This window comes from Streptomyces sp. MMG1533, assembly GCF_001279775.1.
In the GTDB taxonomy this organism is placed as follows: Bacteria; Actinomycetota; Actinomycetes; order Streptomycetales; family Streptomycetaceae; genus Streptomyces.
In genome coordinates this window covers 110,360-126,008 of the sequence record NZ_LGDG01000028.1, presented here as the reverse complement: position 1 = coordinate 126,008, position 15,649 = coordinate 110,360, and the positions used below count along the sequence as shown (strand labels likewise).

General features: G+C 71.9%; 15 protein-coding genes. 10 read left to right on the top strand and 5 right to left on the bottom strand.

Annotated features, from left to right (window positions below; all coding sequences use genetic code 11):
- Positions 1-13 precede the first annotated feature (13 nt).
- Positions 14-382 carry a hypothetical protein gene (locus ADK57_RS06340; RefSeq protein ID WP_159050019.1) on the top strand — a complete coding sequence of 123 codons (369 nt, stop codon included), beginning with the start codon at positions 14-16 and terminating at the stop codon, positions 380-382.
- A gap of 31 nt (positions 383-413) precedes the next feature.
- On the opposite strand, the gene ADK57_RS06335 is transcribed toward ADK57_RS06340, so the two are convergent.
- Positions 414-950, bottom strand: a complete 537-nt coding sequence (locus ADK57_RS06335) for a cysteine hydrolase family protein (RefSeq protein WP_053748345.1) — start codon at positions 948-950, stop codon at positions 414-416.
- A 27-nt stretch (positions 951-977) separates the two neighbouring features.
- Here ADK57_RS06335 and ADK57_RS06330 point away from each other — a divergent pair, with 27 nt between their 5' ends.
- On the top strand, positions 978-1,415 hold the full coding sequence (locus tag ADK57_RS06330) for an NUDIX hydrolase (RefSeq protein WP_053748344.1): 438 nt from the start codon (positions 978-980) through the stop codon (positions 1,413-1,415).
- A gap of 32 nt (positions 1,416-1,447) precedes the next feature.
- On the opposite strand, the gene ADK57_RS06325 is transcribed toward ADK57_RS06330, so the two are convergent.
- On the bottom strand, positions 1,448-1,759 hold the full coding sequence (locus ADK57_RS06325; protein WP_053748343.1) for a hypothetical protein: 312 nt from the start codon (positions 1,757-1,759) through the stop codon (positions 1,448-1,450).
- Between the two features lie 130 nt (positions 1,760-1,889).
- On the opposite strand from ADK57_RS06325, the gene ADK57_RS06320 reads away from it, so the two are divergent.
- The 3 genes from ADK57_RS06320 to ADK57_RS06310 are packed head-to-tail and all read left to right on the top strand — an operon-like array spanning position 1,890 to position 3,609.
- The gene (locus tag ADK57_RS06320) at positions 1,890-2,582 is read left to right on the top strand and encodes a nucleotidyltransferase family protein (protein ID WP_053748342.1); all 693 of its coding nucleotides are present in this window, start codon (positions 1,890-1,892) and stop codon (positions 2,580-2,582) included.
- Positions 2,579-2,887: a hypothetical protein gene (locus ADK57_RS06315; RefSeq protein WP_053748341.1), complete on the top strand. Its 309-nt coding sequence runs from the start codon at positions 2,579-2,581 to the stop codon at positions 2,885-2,887. The genes ADK57_RS06320 and ADK57_RS06315 overlap by 4 nt, the downstream gene beginning before the upstream one ends.
- Complete coding sequence (locus ADK57_RS06310) at positions 2,884-3,609, top strand: metallophosphoesterase family protein (RefSeq protein ID WP_053748340.1); 726 nt, start codon at positions 2,884-2,886, stop codon at positions 3,607-3,609. Before ADK57_RS06315 ends, ADK57_RS06310 begins: the two co-directional genes overlap by 4 nt.
- Before the next feature lie 62 nt (positions 3,610-3,671).
- Here the strand turns inward: ADK57_RS06310 and ADK57_RS06305 are convergent, their stop codons facing one another.
- Positions 3,672-4,856 (bottom strand): amidohydrolase, encoded by a 1,185-nt coding sequence (locus tag ADK57_RS06305; RefSeq protein WP_053748339.1) that lies wholly within the window; start codon positions 4,854-4,856, stop codon positions 3,672-3,674.
- Between the two features lie 175 nt (positions 4,857-5,031).
- Here ADK57_RS06305 and ADK57_RS06300 point away from each other — a divergent pair, with 175 nt between their 5' ends.
- On the top strand, positions 5,032-5,595 hold the full coding sequence (locus ADK57_RS06300; protein ID WP_053748338.1) for a hemerythrin domain-containing protein: 564 nt from the start codon (positions 5,032-5,034) through the stop codon (positions 5,593-5,595).
- Positions 5,596-5,619: 24 nt separating this feature from the next.
- Here ADK57_RS06300 and ADK57_RS06295 read toward each other — a convergent pair whose 3' ends face one another.
- Together ADK57_RS06295 and ADK57_RS06290 are read right to left on the bottom strand one after the other, a co-directional pair.
- Positions 5,620-6,147 (bottom strand): hypothetical protein, encoded by a 528-nt coding sequence (locus ADK57_RS06295; RefSeq protein ID WP_053748337.1) that lies wholly within the window; start codon positions 6,145-6,147, stop codon positions 5,620-5,622.
- A 157-nt stretch (positions 6,148-6,304) separates the two neighbouring features.
- Positions 6,305-7,633, bottom strand: a complete 1,329-nt coding sequence (locus ADK57_RS06290) for an endo-1,4-beta-xylanase (protein WP_053748336.1) — start codon at positions 7,631-7,633, stop codon at positions 6,305-6,307.
- A gap of 324 nt (positions 7,634-7,957) precedes the next feature.
- Between ADK57_RS06290 and ADK57_RS06285 the strand changes: the two genes are divergently transcribed.
- The 4 genes from ADK57_RS06285 to ADK57_RS06270 all read left to right on the top strand — a co-directional run bounded on the left by ADK57_RS06285 (position 7,958) and on the right by ADK57_RS06270 (position 15,611).
- Positions 7,958-8,524, top strand: coding sequence for an AMIN-like domain-containing (lipo)protein (locus ADK57_RS06285; protein WP_053748335.1), 567 nt, complete (start codon positions 7,958-7,960; stop codon positions 8,522-8,524).
- 129 nt (positions 8,525-8,653) lie between these two features.
- Positions 8,654-11,188 (top strand): SpoIIE family protein phosphatase, encoded by a 2,535-nt coding sequence (locus ADK57_RS06280; protein ID WP_053748334.1) that lies wholly within the window; start codon positions 8,654-8,656, stop codon positions 11,186-11,188.
- Between the two features lie 130 nt (positions 11,189-11,318).
- The gene (locus ADK57_RS06275; RefSeq protein WP_199830487.1) at positions 11,319-14,114 is read left to right on the top strand and encodes a SpoIIE family protein phosphatase; all 2,796 of its coding nucleotides are present in this window, start codon (positions 11,319-11,321) and stop codon (positions 14,112-14,114) included.
- Between the two features lie 132 nt (positions 14,115-14,246).
- Entirely contained in the window at positions 14,247-15,611 is a 1,365-nt protein-coding gene (locus tag ADK57_RS06270) for an FAD-dependent oxidoreductase (RefSeq protein WP_053748332.1), read from the top strand.
- Positions 15,612-15,649 lie beyond the last annotated feature (38 nt).

Genomic DNA, 15,649 nt, shown 5'->3' with positions numbered 1-15,649 from the left:
CGAGGGGTGGGGCATGAAGCGCTTGGTGCACTGGCGCGGCCGTACGTCGCGGGAGGTGGCCGCGCGGCGCGCACGTCACCTGCGCGCACAGCTGGGAGTGGCCGCGGACATCGCGATCACCGCGCAGCGCAAGATGTTGGCCGCCCGTCTGGAGGCCGCCGGTCACGACGGGGCGGGCGAACGGCTGCTGCGTGGCCGGGTGAGCGTCGATGACGTGCTGGAGTACGCCCGCCAGCACTTCGGTCTCCCCTCGGTCGCGCGGGAGCAGGCCGCAGCCGTGCTGCGTACACGGTACGAACTCCGGGGCGGGCACCGGGATCTGGACACCGACGCCTACGCCGCCGCGGGGCGCTCCCCGGATGCCGGGGAGCGGACCGGGTGAGGCGACAGCAGGGCGACACGGCCCGGCCGGCTCACTGCCACAGGTCCTCGCTCCCGCAGATGTGCGCGCCCATGTTGCGCTCCATCATGCGCAGCGCCGCGTCCGCGAGGTCCCGGTGGATGTGGGCGACCGCGTCCCGGGGGACGGTCACTTCCAGGTGGCGGATGTGCGCGTCGAGGGCCGAGTAGAGGACGCACTGTTCGGCGACCTGGCCGCACAGCACGAGGCGGTCGATGCCCAGTTGGCCGAGCAGATAGTTCAACGGAGTCTCGAAGAAGATCGAGTGGCGTGCCTTGAGAACGAACAGGGACGTGTCGTCCGGCTCGAGCGGGGCGACGAGGTCGGCGTGCGGGCCCTTGCGCGCTTTGTCGAGGACTTCGCCGTGGTGGGAGCGCCACTCGCCGAAGTTGTCGTTGACGTAGACGACGGGCGTGTCGCTCTTCCTCGCTCGGTGGATCAGCGCCGCGATGTTCGGTACGACGGTTTCCACCGAGGGCAGAAGCAGTTCGGAGTCCTCGTGGTCGTACGTGTTGATCATGTCGATGACGATCAGCGCGGTCTTGCCCATGCCTCTCAGCGTGACAGCCTTTGATCCATGACGCACAGAAAAGTGGGCGACGCCGGCGACGGCGCTCGGGCCGGCTCCCTGACCGTGGCCGCCGCCGTGATCCTCGAGGGCGGTCGTCTGCTCGTCGTCAGCAAGACGGCCGCGCCCGACGTCTTCTACCTGCCCGGCGGCAAGCCCGACCCGGGCGAGGAACCGGAGGCGGCGTTGCTGCGCGAACTCGGGGAGGAGCTCGGCGTGACTCCGGTCGGATGCAGCCTGCTCCAGGAGGTCCGGGCGGTCGCGGCGCTGGAGGGGGTCCCGATGACCATGACGGTGTACGAAACCCGGATCGACGGCGTTCCGCGTCCCGCCGCCGAACTGGCTCGGATGCGCTGGGTGACCGGCCGGGAGGACGGCCTGGTCCTGGCGCCCGCCGTCCGGGACCACGTTCTGCCGCTGCTCCGCTCCCGGGGAGCGCTCGCCTGAGTCGAGGGCGGGCGAGGGTCGCGCCGCGGCCGTCAGATCCGGTGGCCCTGCGCCGCCAGCCAGCGATGGACGGTCTCCTTGTCCGCGGGGGTGATCCGGACGGGGCCCGCCACGTGCGGGCCCTCCTCCTCGTTGAAGCCCGTGTCGGTCACCCTGGCGGTGACCCAGTGGGCCAGGTCCTGAGCCGACCGGTCCGACAGCGAGCCCCGCTCCCAGCCCGTACGGGCCTCGCGGGCGGCGGCGCTGTCGTGCCGCTCGGTCTCCTCCAGCCAGGCCGGCACGAGTCGCTCGACGGTCCGGCGTTCCTCGTACGAGGTCTGCTTCTGTGTGTCCTTGCCGTTCATGGGGACCGGGTGCCCGGAAACGGGCGGCCGACCGACGCCCGCGTGTTCCCCGTGTGCGGCGTTCGTGTCGATGGCGGGGCGCCGGGTACTCGGGGCTCGCCGTCGACCAGGAACGGGAAAGGGGGCGGCGATGACGCGGCACGGGGACGACGACGCTCTGGATCAGCGTGCAGGCGTCGCGGAGCTGCGTCTGACAAGGGGAGATCCCGGACGCGTCCCGCACAACGACGTGCTCGCCGACGATCTGCCCCTGGACCGCAATCAGGCGATCCTGCAGGCCGCCAAGCAGGTCGGCTCGATCCTCAAGCGCAAGGGACACGCCTTCGCCCTCGCGGGCAGTGTCGCCGTGTACGCGCACGGAAGCACCCAGAACCTCCAGCACGATGTCGACTTCTGCTTCCGGCCCGAGGACGCGGACGCCGTCGCCGAGACCCTGCGCGAGGCCGGACTGCCGGTGTACCCGCCGCCGGAGGACTGGCTGCTGAAGTCCAGCTGCCTGGGACAGCAGGTCGACCTGATCTTCGAGCTGGCGCACCAGCCGGTCACCACGGAACTGCTGGAGCGCGCACAGGAGTTGTCGGTCGACTCGGTGTTCATGCCGGTGCTGTCGCCGACCGATCTGGTGCACAGTCTGGTGGCCGCCTTCTCCGAGCACCACTGCGACTTCGGGGCGGTGCTCCCGATCGCCCGCACGCTGCGGGAGAGAGTCGACTGGGAGTCGATGCGCCGCGCGTGCGGCCAGGACCCGATGCCCGACGCGTTCTTCTACTTCCTGGAGCGGCTGGAGGTCATTCCGCCGAGGCCGAAGGAGGAACGTCGATGAGCGAGACCGGCGCGGGGCGGGCCCACGGAGCCGACCCTGCCCCTGCCCCCGCCCCTGCCGCGGAGAACGTCGAGTACCGCGTCGCCCATCTGCGCGACCGGCTCGCCGCGGAGGAACTCGGTGAACTCGGCGTACGGTCCGAGCTGCGGGCCGGAGCGGTCGTGGTGAGCGGCACGGTGCCCTCCGTACAGTGCCGCGAGACGCTGCTGCGGACCGTCCGCGAAGAGCTGGCCGGGATCTCCGTGCACACGGACGTCGTGGTGGCCCAGACCGCCTCCCCCGAGCATGCGGAGGACCTGCCATGATCCGCGTCGCCGCCGTGGGGGACATCCACATGGGGGCCGACAGCCAGGGCCTGCTGCGCCCCGCCTTCGACACCCTTCACGACTGCGCCGACCTGCTGCTCCTGGCGGGCGACCTCACCCGGCACGGCACGCCGGAGGAGGCCCGGGTGGTGGCGCGGGAGGTACAGGGGCTGCCGGTGCCGGTCGTGGCGGTGCTCGGCAACCACGACCATCACGACGAGCAGCCCGAAAAGGTCACCGCCATCCTCCAGGAGGCGGACGTGACGGTGCTGGAGGGTACGGGCACGGTCGTCGAGTGCGAGGGCACGCGCGTCGGGGTCGCCGGTACCAAGGGCTTCGGCGGCGGGTTCGTCGGACGCAGCGCCGGCGAGTTCGGCGAGCCGCTGATGAAGGAGTTCGTCCGCTACACGCGACGCTGCGCGGACGCGCTGCACATCGCACTGGACGAGCTGGAGGACGGTGGCTGTGAGCTGCGGATCGCCCTCACCCACTTCTCCCCCGTCGCCGACACCCTCGCCGGTGAGCCGCCGGAGATCTACCCGTTCCTCGGCAGCTATCTGCTGGCGGAGGCGATCGACACGGCCGGTGCCGACCTCTCCGTCCACGGGCACGCCCACATGGGCACCGAGCACGGGATGACGGCCGGTGGCGTGCGGGTGCGCAACGTGGCCCAGCCGGTCATCCGGCGGGCGTTCAACGTGTACCGGCTCCACGCAAGCTGAGCCCTGCTGAGCCCTGGAGCTCACAGGCGGCCAGGGTGACGGCCTGGTCGGTGGCCCGGACCTCAGGGCGCGGCGGCCGTGAGGTCCTGCCACGCCCGTTCCCGCACGTCCGTGCGCAGGAGCACCTCGACCGCCGTGCAGGCCAGTGCCTCCGCCGCCGCGAGCATCGCCTCCCGGCCGCGGTCGGACGCCGCCGCGGCGGCGAACTCGGGGGTGTGGTCGGAGCCGTCGGGATCCATGATCGCGACGAAGGGATGGATGGCGGGGACGCGTCCGCTGACGTTGCCGATGTCGGAGGAGCCCAGGTACACGCCCGGTTGCGGGGGTGTGATCCCAAGGCCCGTGCCGGCCAGGTGAAGGGCGAACCGCTCGGACAGCACCCTGCTGTCGCGGAAGTGCTCGTAGCGCGGTGTGGCGCGTTCGACGGTGACCGTCGTTCCCGTCGCCCGGGCCACGCCCTGTGCGCAGGTGAGCAGCTCCCCCGCCAGGTCCTCCAGGGCGGCGGTCGTCGCGGCGCGCAGGCCGAACTGGCCCTCCGCGTACGCGGGGACGATGTTCGTCGCCCGGCCCCCTTCGGTGACGATGCCCTGGACGTGGGAGCCCTCGGGCAGCCGCCGCCCGACCACGGCGAGGGTGTTGAACAGCTGGATCAGCGCCGCGAGGGCGTCGATGCCCTCGGTGGGGTTTCCGGTCGGGTGCGCGGCACGCCCGTGGAAGGCGACCCGGTACTGGGCCTGCGCGGTCAGCGGCGCCCACCGCCAGCTGTGCACACCGGGATGGAACATCAGCGCGGCATCGACGTCGTCGAACAGCCCTGCCTCCACCTCGGTGACCTTGCCGCCACCGCCCTCCTCGGCCGGCGTGCCCACGGCCCATACGCTTCCGGCGTCCGCGGGCAGGGCGGCCCGCACCGCCAGCGCGGCGCCCAGTCCGGCGGCGGCGATCAGATTGTGGCCGCAGGCGTGCCCGAGGCCGGGCAGAGCGTCGTACTCCAGGAGCAGGGCCACCGCGGGCCTGGGCCGCGCGCCCCAGCGTGCGACGAAGGCGGTGGGCAGCCCGGCGACGCCCCGCTCGACGGTGAAGCCCTCCCAAGCGAGTTCGCCGCAGAGCAGTGCCGCCGCCCGATGCTCCTCGAAGGCGTACTCGGGCTCGGTGTGCAGGGTCAGTGCGACGTCCCACAGCCGCTCGGCCCTGGCGGCCACTTCCCCGCGTACTCGCGCGAGCACCTCGTCCAGAGCGTCGGTCACGTCGGCCTCCCAGGGGCGTCGTACGCCGGTGTCCCGGTGCGAGTTCCTTCGATGTGCCCCGCCCACACCCATCCGGACCGGGCTTTGACCGCGCGTAGGGCGGCCGCCGGGGGGCACTCGGGGCCCGTGGCGGGTCAGGACCGGATCCGCCACCCCCTGGCTGGAGGTGGAGAGCATGGGACACGGAGGAGACGTCATCGACGAACTGGTGACCGATCACCGGGAGGTCGAGGACATGTTCGGCCGCGTCGAGGCGCTGCCGTCCGGTGACAAGAACCGCAAGGTGTACGCCGAGCAGGCCACGATGGAGCTGGTCCGGCACTCGGTGGCCGAGGAGGAGTACCTCTACCCGGCGGTGCGCAAGCACCTGGTGAACGGGAACGCCATGGCGGACCGGGAGCTCGAGGACCACTCGAAGGCCGAGCGGATCATGAAGGATCTGGAGGGCCACGAGGCGGACGACCCCGAGTTCGACCGGCTGATCGGGATGCTGATGAGCGAGATCCGCTCCCACATCGCCGACGAGGAGGAGACCCTGTTCCCGCAGCTGCGGGTGGCGTGCCCGGCGGAGATGCTCGACGAGCTGGGCGACAAGGTCCGTACGGCCAAGAAGATGGCGCCGACGCGGCCGCACCCGTCCGCCCCGGACACGCCTCCGGCCAACAAGCTGCTGGCTCCGGGTGCCGGACTGATCGACCGGTTGCGGGACGCGCTGACGGGCCGCGGCAAGCACGGCTGACCCGTTGCCGACCCGTCGGCGGCCTCAGGCGATCAGGGCCTGTCCCGGGTGCAGGCGTTCCACGAGCTGGGCGTGGTGGAGTTCGGCCACGGGGGCCAGCAGGTCGGGGTGGCGCAGGAGGGTCGCAGCACGGCGGTCCGCCTCGTCGGGTGCGAGCAGGCGGCGGAATTCGGCCGGCACAACGGCCGTGTGGGTGCCCCCGGCGAGCGCGGCCACCGCCAGGCCGGCCAGTTCCGGGTCGGTGAGCAGGCAGGCCGCCCAGCTCGCCACGACCTCGTCGACCCAGGTGCGCCAAGCGTGCTCGTCCGTGTCCTGGGCGCCGGTCCCGTCGGCGCCGGTGATCCAGTCGAGCCGGGCCGAGCCGCCGGGCCCGGCCATGCCGACCAGCGCGGCGTCCATCTGCGTCGGATACCTGAGCCAGGCCGCGACCGTCACGGCCTGCCGTGCCTGCGCCTCGCACAGGGCGGAGGCCAGCGCGCCGCCGCCCGACGGGTAGGCGCAGGTCAGCCACTGGGCGGTCGCCGCGATGAGCGGGGAGAGATCTGCTTGCACTGCCGGGCCGCCCGATGCGTGTGGTGAGACAGGGGACTGCGCGAAACGGTAGCCCGCGCGTCCTGCCGTACGACATGGCCCGGGCCTCCTCGGTGACGTGGCTTCGACCACATCGGCCGGGCGGCCCGGGCTCTGTCGGGACCGGGCGAAGGCGCGGTCAGGACGCGGTGCAGGAGCCGAGCACCGGGGCCGCGGTGTTGCCGTTCGTCATGACCGTGAAGCCGAAACTCGTGGAGGCTCCGGCGGCCAGGCTGCCGTTGCCGTTCGGCTTCATCGTCATGACGTTGCCGCTGCTGTCCCAGGTGGGCGTGCCGTTCCAGGTCGCGGAGATCTTCTGCGGGGAGGTGACGGTCACGGTCGTGGTCCAGTTGCTGATCGCGGAACCCCCGGCGGTGACGGTCACCTTGCCGTTGAAGCGGTCGCTCCACTCCTCCTGCTTGCTGTACGACACGGAGCATGCGGCCGTACCGCCGCCGCCGGAGCCGGTGCCGCCGAGCGCGGTGAGTACGGCGGTGTAGGCGGCCTTCTTGCTGTAGTTGCCGTCGAACAGCAGGGGTGTGCCGCCGGCCCGCCAGGAGTACTTGTCGGTGACGCCCCAGACGGTGATGCCGGTGCAGCGGGAGACGGCCAGACAGGCCTTCACCACGTTGCTGTAGCTGGTGGCCTGGGAGGTGCCGGAGCCCTCGATGTCCAGCTCGGTGATCTGGACGTCGACGCCGAGGTCGGCGAAGCGCTGCAGGTTGGCCTGGTAGTCGGAGGGGACCGGGGAGGCGCTGTTGAAGTGGGACTGGAAGCCGACGCAGTCGATGGGCACGCCGCGTGCCTTGAAGTCCTTGACCAGGTTGTAGACGGCCGTGCTCTTCGCGTTGACGCCGTCGGTGTTGTAGTCGTTGTAGCAGAGCTTGGCCGCCGGGTCCGCCGCGCGTGCGGTGCGGAACGCCTCCTCGATGAAGCCGTTGCCGAGCTTGTCCTGGAACGGCGAGCTGCGGCGGGCTCCGCTGCTGCCGTCCTGGAAGGCCTCGTTGACGACGTCCCAGGAGTGGATCTTGCCCTTGTAGTGCCCCATGACCTGGTTGATGTGGTTGTTCATCGCCGTTCTGAGGTCGGCGGCGGCGAGCGTGCCGACCCAGCTCGGCAGCTGGGAGTGCCAGACCAGGGTGTGTCCGCGGACCTTCATGCCCTTGCTCTGGGCGTGGCTGACGATCTGGTCCGCGGCCGTGAAGTTGAAGGAGTTCCGGGTGCTCTCCACCGCGTCCCACTTCATTTCGTTCTCGGGGGTCACCGAGTTGAACTCGGTGTCGAGCGTGGAGACGTACGCGGATTCGCCCAGGTGGTTCGCGGCGACGGCGGCGCCGAAGTAGCGGCCCTTCTCGGCCGCCGCGGCACCCAGGGTGCTCGCGGCGTCGGCCGGTGCCGACAGGGCGGTGAGCCCGGCTATGGCGAGCAGGCTCGCCATGCCGAGGCGGATGGACGTGCGGGTAACCATCTCGTCCCCTTTCGTGACCGGGTTTCCTGACGGTTGATCAACCGAAACTTTCGAACAGGTTTCGGAATTGCGTCGCAGACCATACGAGCGGCCCTCGAAGGCGTCAACGGACCGCGCACCGGGCCGAGGCAATTGGCTCAGAAAGCTCTGCGGCAGCAGGGGAAACCCAACATTCGCCAGATACTTCGAATGTTTCGATGGCGGACGTCATCCGCACGTGATCCGGACGTCATCCGGAAGCGATTCCTCCATCAACAGCGCAACCATTCGGCGAAGCCGGATGTCTCACCAGATATCAGTCACATCAACGCCTCGGGGGACATCATGAGACGAAGCAGAACAGCATGGGCCGCGGCGGTACTCATGGGAGCCGCGTTGACGGCGAGCACGATGCCGGCCGACGCCGCCCCGGCAGCCACGGCGTGCCCCACCGGCTGGGGCAGCCTGGCCAAGTCCCGTGCCTCCGGCACGACGGCGCCGGTGAAGAACATCAGGACCGGCAGTCACGCGTGCTACGACCGGATGGTCATCGACGTCCCCGGCGGCGGCAGCGGCCTCGGCTACTGGGTGCGCTACGTCGACCGACTCCGTCAGGACGCATCGGGCCGTCCGGTACCCGTCGGCGGCGGAGCCGTCCTCGAGGTGCGGGTGGCCGCACCCGCCTACGACCCCGCGACCGGGAAGCCCACGTATGCCGGGCGGGTGGCACGCCCGCTGCCCGGTGTGGACCTCACCGGCTACCGCACCTTCAGGGACACCCGGTTCGCCGGCAGCTTCGAGGGCGAGACGCAGATCGGGCTGGGGGTCCGTGCCCGGCTGCCGTTCCGGGTGCAGCAGCTTTCCGACCGGGTCGTGGTGGACGTGGCCCACAACTGGACCGGCAGCCGCTGACGCGGCTCGATCACACGGAGCACGGCGTTCCTCACGAGGTTCCTTCCGCCGCCCAGGTGCGGTCCGGGCCCGTCGTGGCGCATTCTTGCTGTGTCGCCCGCTTGACGGCGCACGGACGAGGTAGGGCCGATGACTGGGAACTCCCAGGACGCACAGCCGAAGCCCGGACGGCTGGCGGCGCTGCTGATCGACGCCTCGACAGAGGCGGTCAGCGCAGCCGGCGGCCACGCGGGAGGGGTCTACCTGCGCTCCTCCACGCCCGGACTGCTGCGCCTTGCCGTGCTCGCCGGGCTGCCCTGTCCCCTGTTCCGTCCCTGGTGGCAGCTGCACGTGGACAGTCCGTTCCCCGTCGCGGACTCCCATCGGCTGGGCGTCCAGGTGGTCCTGCCGAACGCCACGGAGACGATGCGCCGCTACCCCCAGTTCGCGGCCGGTCTGCCTTTCCAGTTCGGCTCCCTCTACGCGCCGGTCGTGGCCGGTTCCGACACCTACGGCGTCCTAAGCGTGCTGCGCCCCGCCGTCGCGGACGCCGCCGAGGTGGTGGCCGAACGTGACCGGCTCGCGCGGCTGGCGCAGGATTTGGGCGCGGCCCTGCGGAGACTCGGCAAAGAGGAGGCGGCCCCGGTCGCCTGGGACCATGAGCCACTGTGCGTCCGGCCGCCGGCCGCGCGTCCGCCGCTCGCGCGCATGGGGCGTTTCATGTGGACGCCGGAGACGGGCGTCCTGACCGGTGACGCGGGGCTGTACGCCCTGATGGGCGTGGTGCCGACGGAGTTCACCGGAACCCTGGAGGCGTTCGCGGACGCCGTGGCCCCGTCCGAGGCGAACCGGATTCTGGTCGCGCTGCGGGACACGGCCGTCGGCAGGCCTCCGACCCTGCCGCTGTACCTGCGGGCGGCGGACGGTGAGCTGCGGCTGATGGACCTGTGGAGCCCGCACGACGCGAACGGGTGGGATCCGCACGACGCGACCACCCCGACCGCCGTACCGCCCGAGGCAGGTCCGGTACGGGGCATCGTCCTGGATCCGGGTTTCGGCGCGACCGCCGACGCGGCGGCCGACCTGCTGCCGGACGGGGTGTTCTGCCTCGACCGGGAGGGGCTGATCGTCTACGCCAATCCGCGCGCCGCGCAGCTGCTGCGCCGGCCGCGGACCGAGCTGCTCGGCCGGGCCCTGTGGGACGCCGCGCCGTGGTTCGGCCGGCCCGACGTCGAGGACCATCTGCGCGGGGCCCTGCTGTCGCCGGACCCGGTGCACTTCCACGTCGAGCGACCTGCCGCGAACGGCCGCGAGCCCGTGTCGCAGCCGTCCGAGGGCGACTGGCTCGCGCTCGCCGTGCATCCCGGCCCGGACCGGCTGACCTGCACGGTCCGTCCGGCGAGCCGGGTGGCGGACGCCGCCCCCGCCGCCCCCGCCGCCGGGAACGGCTTCGCCACGGCGGCACCCGTGTACCGCCCCATCGTCCTCGCGATCGCGCTGACGGAGGCGGTCACCGCCCGTCAGGTGTCCGCCGTCGTGATGCGGGAGCTGCTGCCCGCCTTCGGCGGCCGTCGGCTCGCCATCTACCTGCTCCAGGACCGGCATCTGCACCTGGCCTGGGAGAACGGCTTCCCCACAGGGTTCCTCGCCCCCTTCGAGGGGGTGGGGCTCGACGCACGGCTGCCCGGCGTCGAGACGCTCACCACCGGCCGGCCGCTCTTCTTCGACTCGATGCAGCAACTGGCCGCCGCCTACCCCGGAATCCAGCTGGACGCCGAGGAGGGCGCCCGCGCCTTCCTGCCGCTGATCGCCTCCGGCCGCCCGGTCGGCTCCTGCATCCTGGGCTTCGACCGGCCGCGCAGCTTCAGCACCGAGGAACGTACGGTGCTCACCGCGCTCGCCGGGCTCATCGCCCACGCCATGGAGAAGGCACAGCGCTACGAGACCGAGGCCGCCCTCGCCCGCGGGCTCCAGCAGGCCCTGCTCCCCCGGCGGCTGTCGGCCCACCCGCAGGTGGAGACCGCGGGACGCTATCTGCCCGGCACGCAGGGCATGGACGTGGGCGGTGACTGGTACGACGTCGTGGAGTCCGGCGACGGCCTCGCCCTGGTCATCGGGGACGTGCAGGGGCACGGGGTGCAGGCGGCGGCGACCATGGGGCAACTGCGCAGCGCCGTAAGGGCGTTCGCGCTCGGCGACCGGCCGCCCGACGAGGTCATGAGCGGCACCAACCACCTGCTCATCGACCTCGACCCCGGGCTGTTCGCCAGCTGCTGCTACATCCGGCTGGACCCCGCCACCGGGGTGGCCCTGGCGGCCCGCGCCGGGCACCCGCAGCCGCTGCTGCGCCGGCCGGACGGCCGCACCCACGTCCTGGACCTGGCCGGCGGGGTGGTGCTCGGCGTGGACCCGCGGGCCCGCTACCCGGTGACCGAGCTGCACATGGAACTCGGAGCCATCCTCGCCCTCTACACCGACGGGCTGGTCGAGAAGCCCGGCGGCGACATCGACGACGGCATCAGCGCCCTGCGCGTGGCCCTGGCCAAGGCCGGCGCCCCCGCCGTCCGGCCGGGCGGACGCGCGCTGGCAGGCGTGGCCGACCGTCTCACCACGACGGCCCGCCACGCCGTCGACCGCCCGGACGACATCGCCCTCCTGCTCGCCACGCGCCGTCCCGCGCGATGAGACCCACTCCGGGGCGCGCGCCGCCCCGGCCGACCCCGCGCCCCCGCAGCCGCCGACGTCGGCCGGCTCGGGCTGTCACGCCCTGTGACGCCCCTCGCCTCCTGAGGCCCGGCAGTGTAGACATGGGCACATGGTCCGGCTCTTGGGTCGATCCGGGGCCCGGTTGACCCGTCGCCCCAGCGGTCCGCGCCCGTCACCTGGGCCCGACCGCGCTCTCGCGACGCCCGACGGGCATCCGCGGCGGCCCCGGCGGCAGCCGGGCGGCCCGCTCGCCCAGCGGCAAGGGGGTGCGGGCCGCCCGGGACCACGGTCGGCACTCGGCGGGCGCAGCGTCGCCGGACAGGTGTTCCTCCTGCAAGTGGTGATCGTGCTGCTGCTGGTGGTGGCCGCGGCGGTGGCCCTGGTGCTCCAGGTACGCAGCGACAGCACGCGGGAGGCCCGCAACCGTTCGGTGGCCGTCGCCGAGGCCTTCGCCAACGCTCCGGGCACCGTCGAGGCGCTGAGCGCCCCCGACCCGTCGGCGGTGCTCCAGCCGCGCGCGGAGGCGGCCCGCAAGGCGACCAAGGTGGACTTCATCGTCGTCATGAACACCGACGGCATCCGCTACAGCCATCCCAAGCCGGACCGCATCGGCAAGAAGTTCGTCGGGACGATCGCCCCGGCGCTGGCCGGGCGGACCGTGACCGAGGAGATCACCGGAACGATCGGCCCGTTGGTGCAGGCCGTCGTGCCCGTCAAGGCGGACGACGGCAAGGTCGTGGGCCTGGTGTCCGCGGGCATCACGACCGAGAGCGTGGGCGGCGCCGTCAACCGGCAGCTCCCGCTGGTCCTGCTCGCCGCCGCGGCGGGCCTCGCCCTGGCCACGGCGGGCACCGCGCTGGTGAGCCGACGGCTGCTGCGGCAGACGCACGGCCTGGGTCCGCACGAGATGACACGGATGTACGAGCACCACGACGCGGTGCTGCACTCCGTACGGGAGGGCGTGCTCATCGTCGGCGACGAGGGCACCCTGCTGCTCGCCAACGACGAGGCGCACCGGCTGCTCGACCTGCCCGACGACGCCGAGGGACGGCATGTGCTCGACCTCGGTCTCGCCCCCGACACGGCCGATCTGCTGGCCTCCGGACGGGTCGCCACGGACGAGGTGCACCTGGTCAAGGACCGGCTGCTGGCCATCAACCAGCGGACCACCGACAGCCAGGGCGGCCCGCCCGGCACCGTGGCCACCCTGCGCGACTCCACGGAACTGCGTGCCCTGTCCGGCCGCGCAGAGGCGGCGCGGGAGCGGCTGAACATGCTGTACGACGCCGGGGTGGCCATCGGCACGAGTCTGGACGTGACCCGTACCGCCGAGGAGTTGGCGGAGCTGGCCGTGCCCCGGTTCGCGGACTTCGTCACGGTGGACCTGTTCGACGCCGTGCTGAGCGGCGGACAGCCGGAGGCGACGACCGCTCTGCACCGCACGGCCGTGAACGGGATCCGCAAGGACGCCCCGCTGTACCCGGTCGGCGAGCGGATCCGGCTCGTCGAGACCTCACCGCAGGCGCGCAGCCTGGCCGCGGAACAGGCCGTCGTCGAGCCGCGGCTGAGCGAGGCCGTGGGCTGGCAGGCGCAGGACCTGGAGCGCTCCGCCCAGGTGGTGGCGTACGGGATCCACTCACTGATCGCCGTGCCGCTGCGCGCGGGCAGCCTGGTGCTGGGGGTGGTCAGCTTCTGGCGGTCCGAGAAGCCCGAGCCGTTCGACGTGGACGAGGTGGCCCTCGCCGAGGAACTGGTCGCCCGGGCCGCGGTCTCCATCGACAACGCGCGCCGCTACACACGCGAGCACAACATGGCGGTGACGCTGCAGCGCAGTCTGCTGCCCCGCAACCTGCCCGAGCAGGACGCCCTGGAGATCGCCTACCGGTATCTGCCCGCGCAGGAAGGTGTCGGCGGCGACTGGTTCGACGTACTGCCGCTGTCCGGTGCCCGGGTCGCGCTCGTGGTGGGTGACGTCGTCGGGCACGGGCTGCACGCCGCGGCCACCATGGGGCGCCTGCGTACGGCGGTGCACAACTTCTCCGCCCTCGACCTCCCGCCGGACGAACTCCTCTCGCTGCTGGACGAGTTGGTCGGGCGCATCGACCAGGACGAGGCGGCGGAGGGCGCGAACGCCCCCGTCACCGGGGCGACCTGTCTGTACGCGATCTACGACCCGGTCTCCCGGCTCTGCACGATCGCCCGGGCGGGTCACCCGCCGCCCGCGCTGATCCACCCGGACGGCAGCGTCGAGTTCCCGGAGGTGCCGGCCGGTCCCCCGCTCGGCCTCGGGGGGCTGCCCTTCGAGACGGCCGACCTCGAACTGGCCGAGGGCAGCCGCCTCGTGCTCTACACGGACGGGCTCGTGGAGGACCGGGACCGGGACATCGACGAGGGCCTGGAACTGCTGCGTACGGCGCTGGAACAGGCGGGCCGGTCGCCCGAGGACACCTGCCGGATCGTCCTCGACTCCCGGCCCACGACCCGCGCCGGCGACGACATCGCCCTCATCGTGGCGCGCACCCGGGCACTGACCGCCGACCGGATCGCCGAGTGGCAGGTTCCGGGCGACCCGGCGGCCGTCGGCGAGGTACGCGCCTCGGTCAGCCGTCAGCTCGCCCGATGGGGCCTGGACGAGCTGACGTTCACCACCGAGTTGATCCTGAGCGAGCTCGTCACCAACGCGATCCGCTACGGCGGCGACCCCATCCACGTGCGTGTGCTGCACGACCGCACCCTGATCTGCGAGGTCTTCGACAGCAGCAGCACCTCGCCCCATCTGCGGTACGCGGCCATGACCGACGAGGGCGGCCGCGGGCTGTTCCTCGTCGCCCAGCTCTCCGAACGCTGGGGCACCCGCTACACGCCCGAGGGCAAGGTCATCTGGGCCGAGCAGCCCCTGCCGTAAGTGATCCACCGCCGACGCTCCCCATAAAGCGAGCTTATGAGCCCATAGACCGGACCCGCGTACCAACTAAGGCTTGCCTTAATTTAGGCTTCCCGTCGAGTCGCCTTGTCACCGCTCGAAGGGAACCTGATCATGCCCCGCCCCCTGCGGGTAGCAATCGTCGGAGCCGGCCCCGCCGGTATCTACGCCGCCGACGCCCTGCTCAAGTCCGACGTGGCCGCCGAACCCGGCGTGTCCATCGACCTCTTCGAGCGGATGCCGGCCCCGTTCGGCCTGATCCGTTACGGCGTCGCCCCCGACCACCCCCGCATCAAGGGCATCATCACGGCCCTCCACCAGGTGCTCGACAAGCCGCAGATCCGTCTCTTCGGCAACGTCGACTACCCGGCCGACATCAGCCTCGACGATCTGCGGGCGTTCTACGACGCCGTGATCTTCTCCACGGGCGCGACGGCCGACCGCGAACTGTCCATCCCCGGCATCGAGCTCGACGGCTCGTACGGCGCGGCGGACTTCGTCTCCTGGTACGACGGTCACCCGGACGTGCCGCGCACCTGGCCGCTGGAGGCCGAGAAGGTCGCCGTGCTCGGCGTGGGGAACGTCGCGCTCGACGTGGCGCGCATCCTCGCCAAGACCGCGGACGAGCTGCTGCCGACGGAGATACCGCCGAACGTCCACGAGGGTCTGAAGGCCAACAAGGCCCTGGAGGTCCACGTGTTCGGCCGCCGTGGCCCGGCGCAGGCGAAGTTCAGCCCGATGGAGCTGCGGGAGCTGGACCACTCCCCCAACATCGAGGTCATAGTCGACCCCGAGGACATCGACTACGACGCGGGCTCGATCGAGACCCGACGCGGCAACAAGCAGGCCGACATGGTCGCCAAGACCCTGGAGAACTGGGCGATCCGCGACGTCGGCGACCGACCGCACAAGCTCTTCCTGCACTTCTTCGAGTCTCCTTCGGAGATCCTCGGCGAGGACGGCAAGGTCGTCGGCCTGCGCACCGAGCGCACCACGCTGGACGGCACGGGCAACGTCAAGGGCACCGGCGAGTTCAAGGACTGGGACGTCACCGCGATCTACCGCGCGGTCGGCTACCTCTCCGACAAGCTGCCCAAGCTGCCCTGGGACATCGACTCGGGCACGGTTCCGGACGCGGGCGGCCGGGTCCTTGAGGAGAGCGGCGAGCACCTGCAGTCCACGTACGTCACCGGCTGGATCCGGCGCGGCCCGGTGGGTCTGATCGGCCACACCAAGGGCGACGCCAACGAGACGGTGTCCAACCTGCTGGACGACTTCGCGAACGACCGTCTGCAGACGCCGGGTTCGCCCGAGCCCGAGGCGGTGGACGCGTTCCTCGCCGAGCGGGAGGTCCGCTTCACCACCTGGGAGGGCTGGTACAAGCTGGACGCCGCCGAGAAGGCGCTGGGCGAGCCGCAGGGCCGCGAGCGCGTGAAGCTCGTCGAGCGTGAGGACATGCTCAAGGCGAGCGGCGCGTAGTACGACGGCGACGGCCTCGACGGTGCCGGATTCCCTCC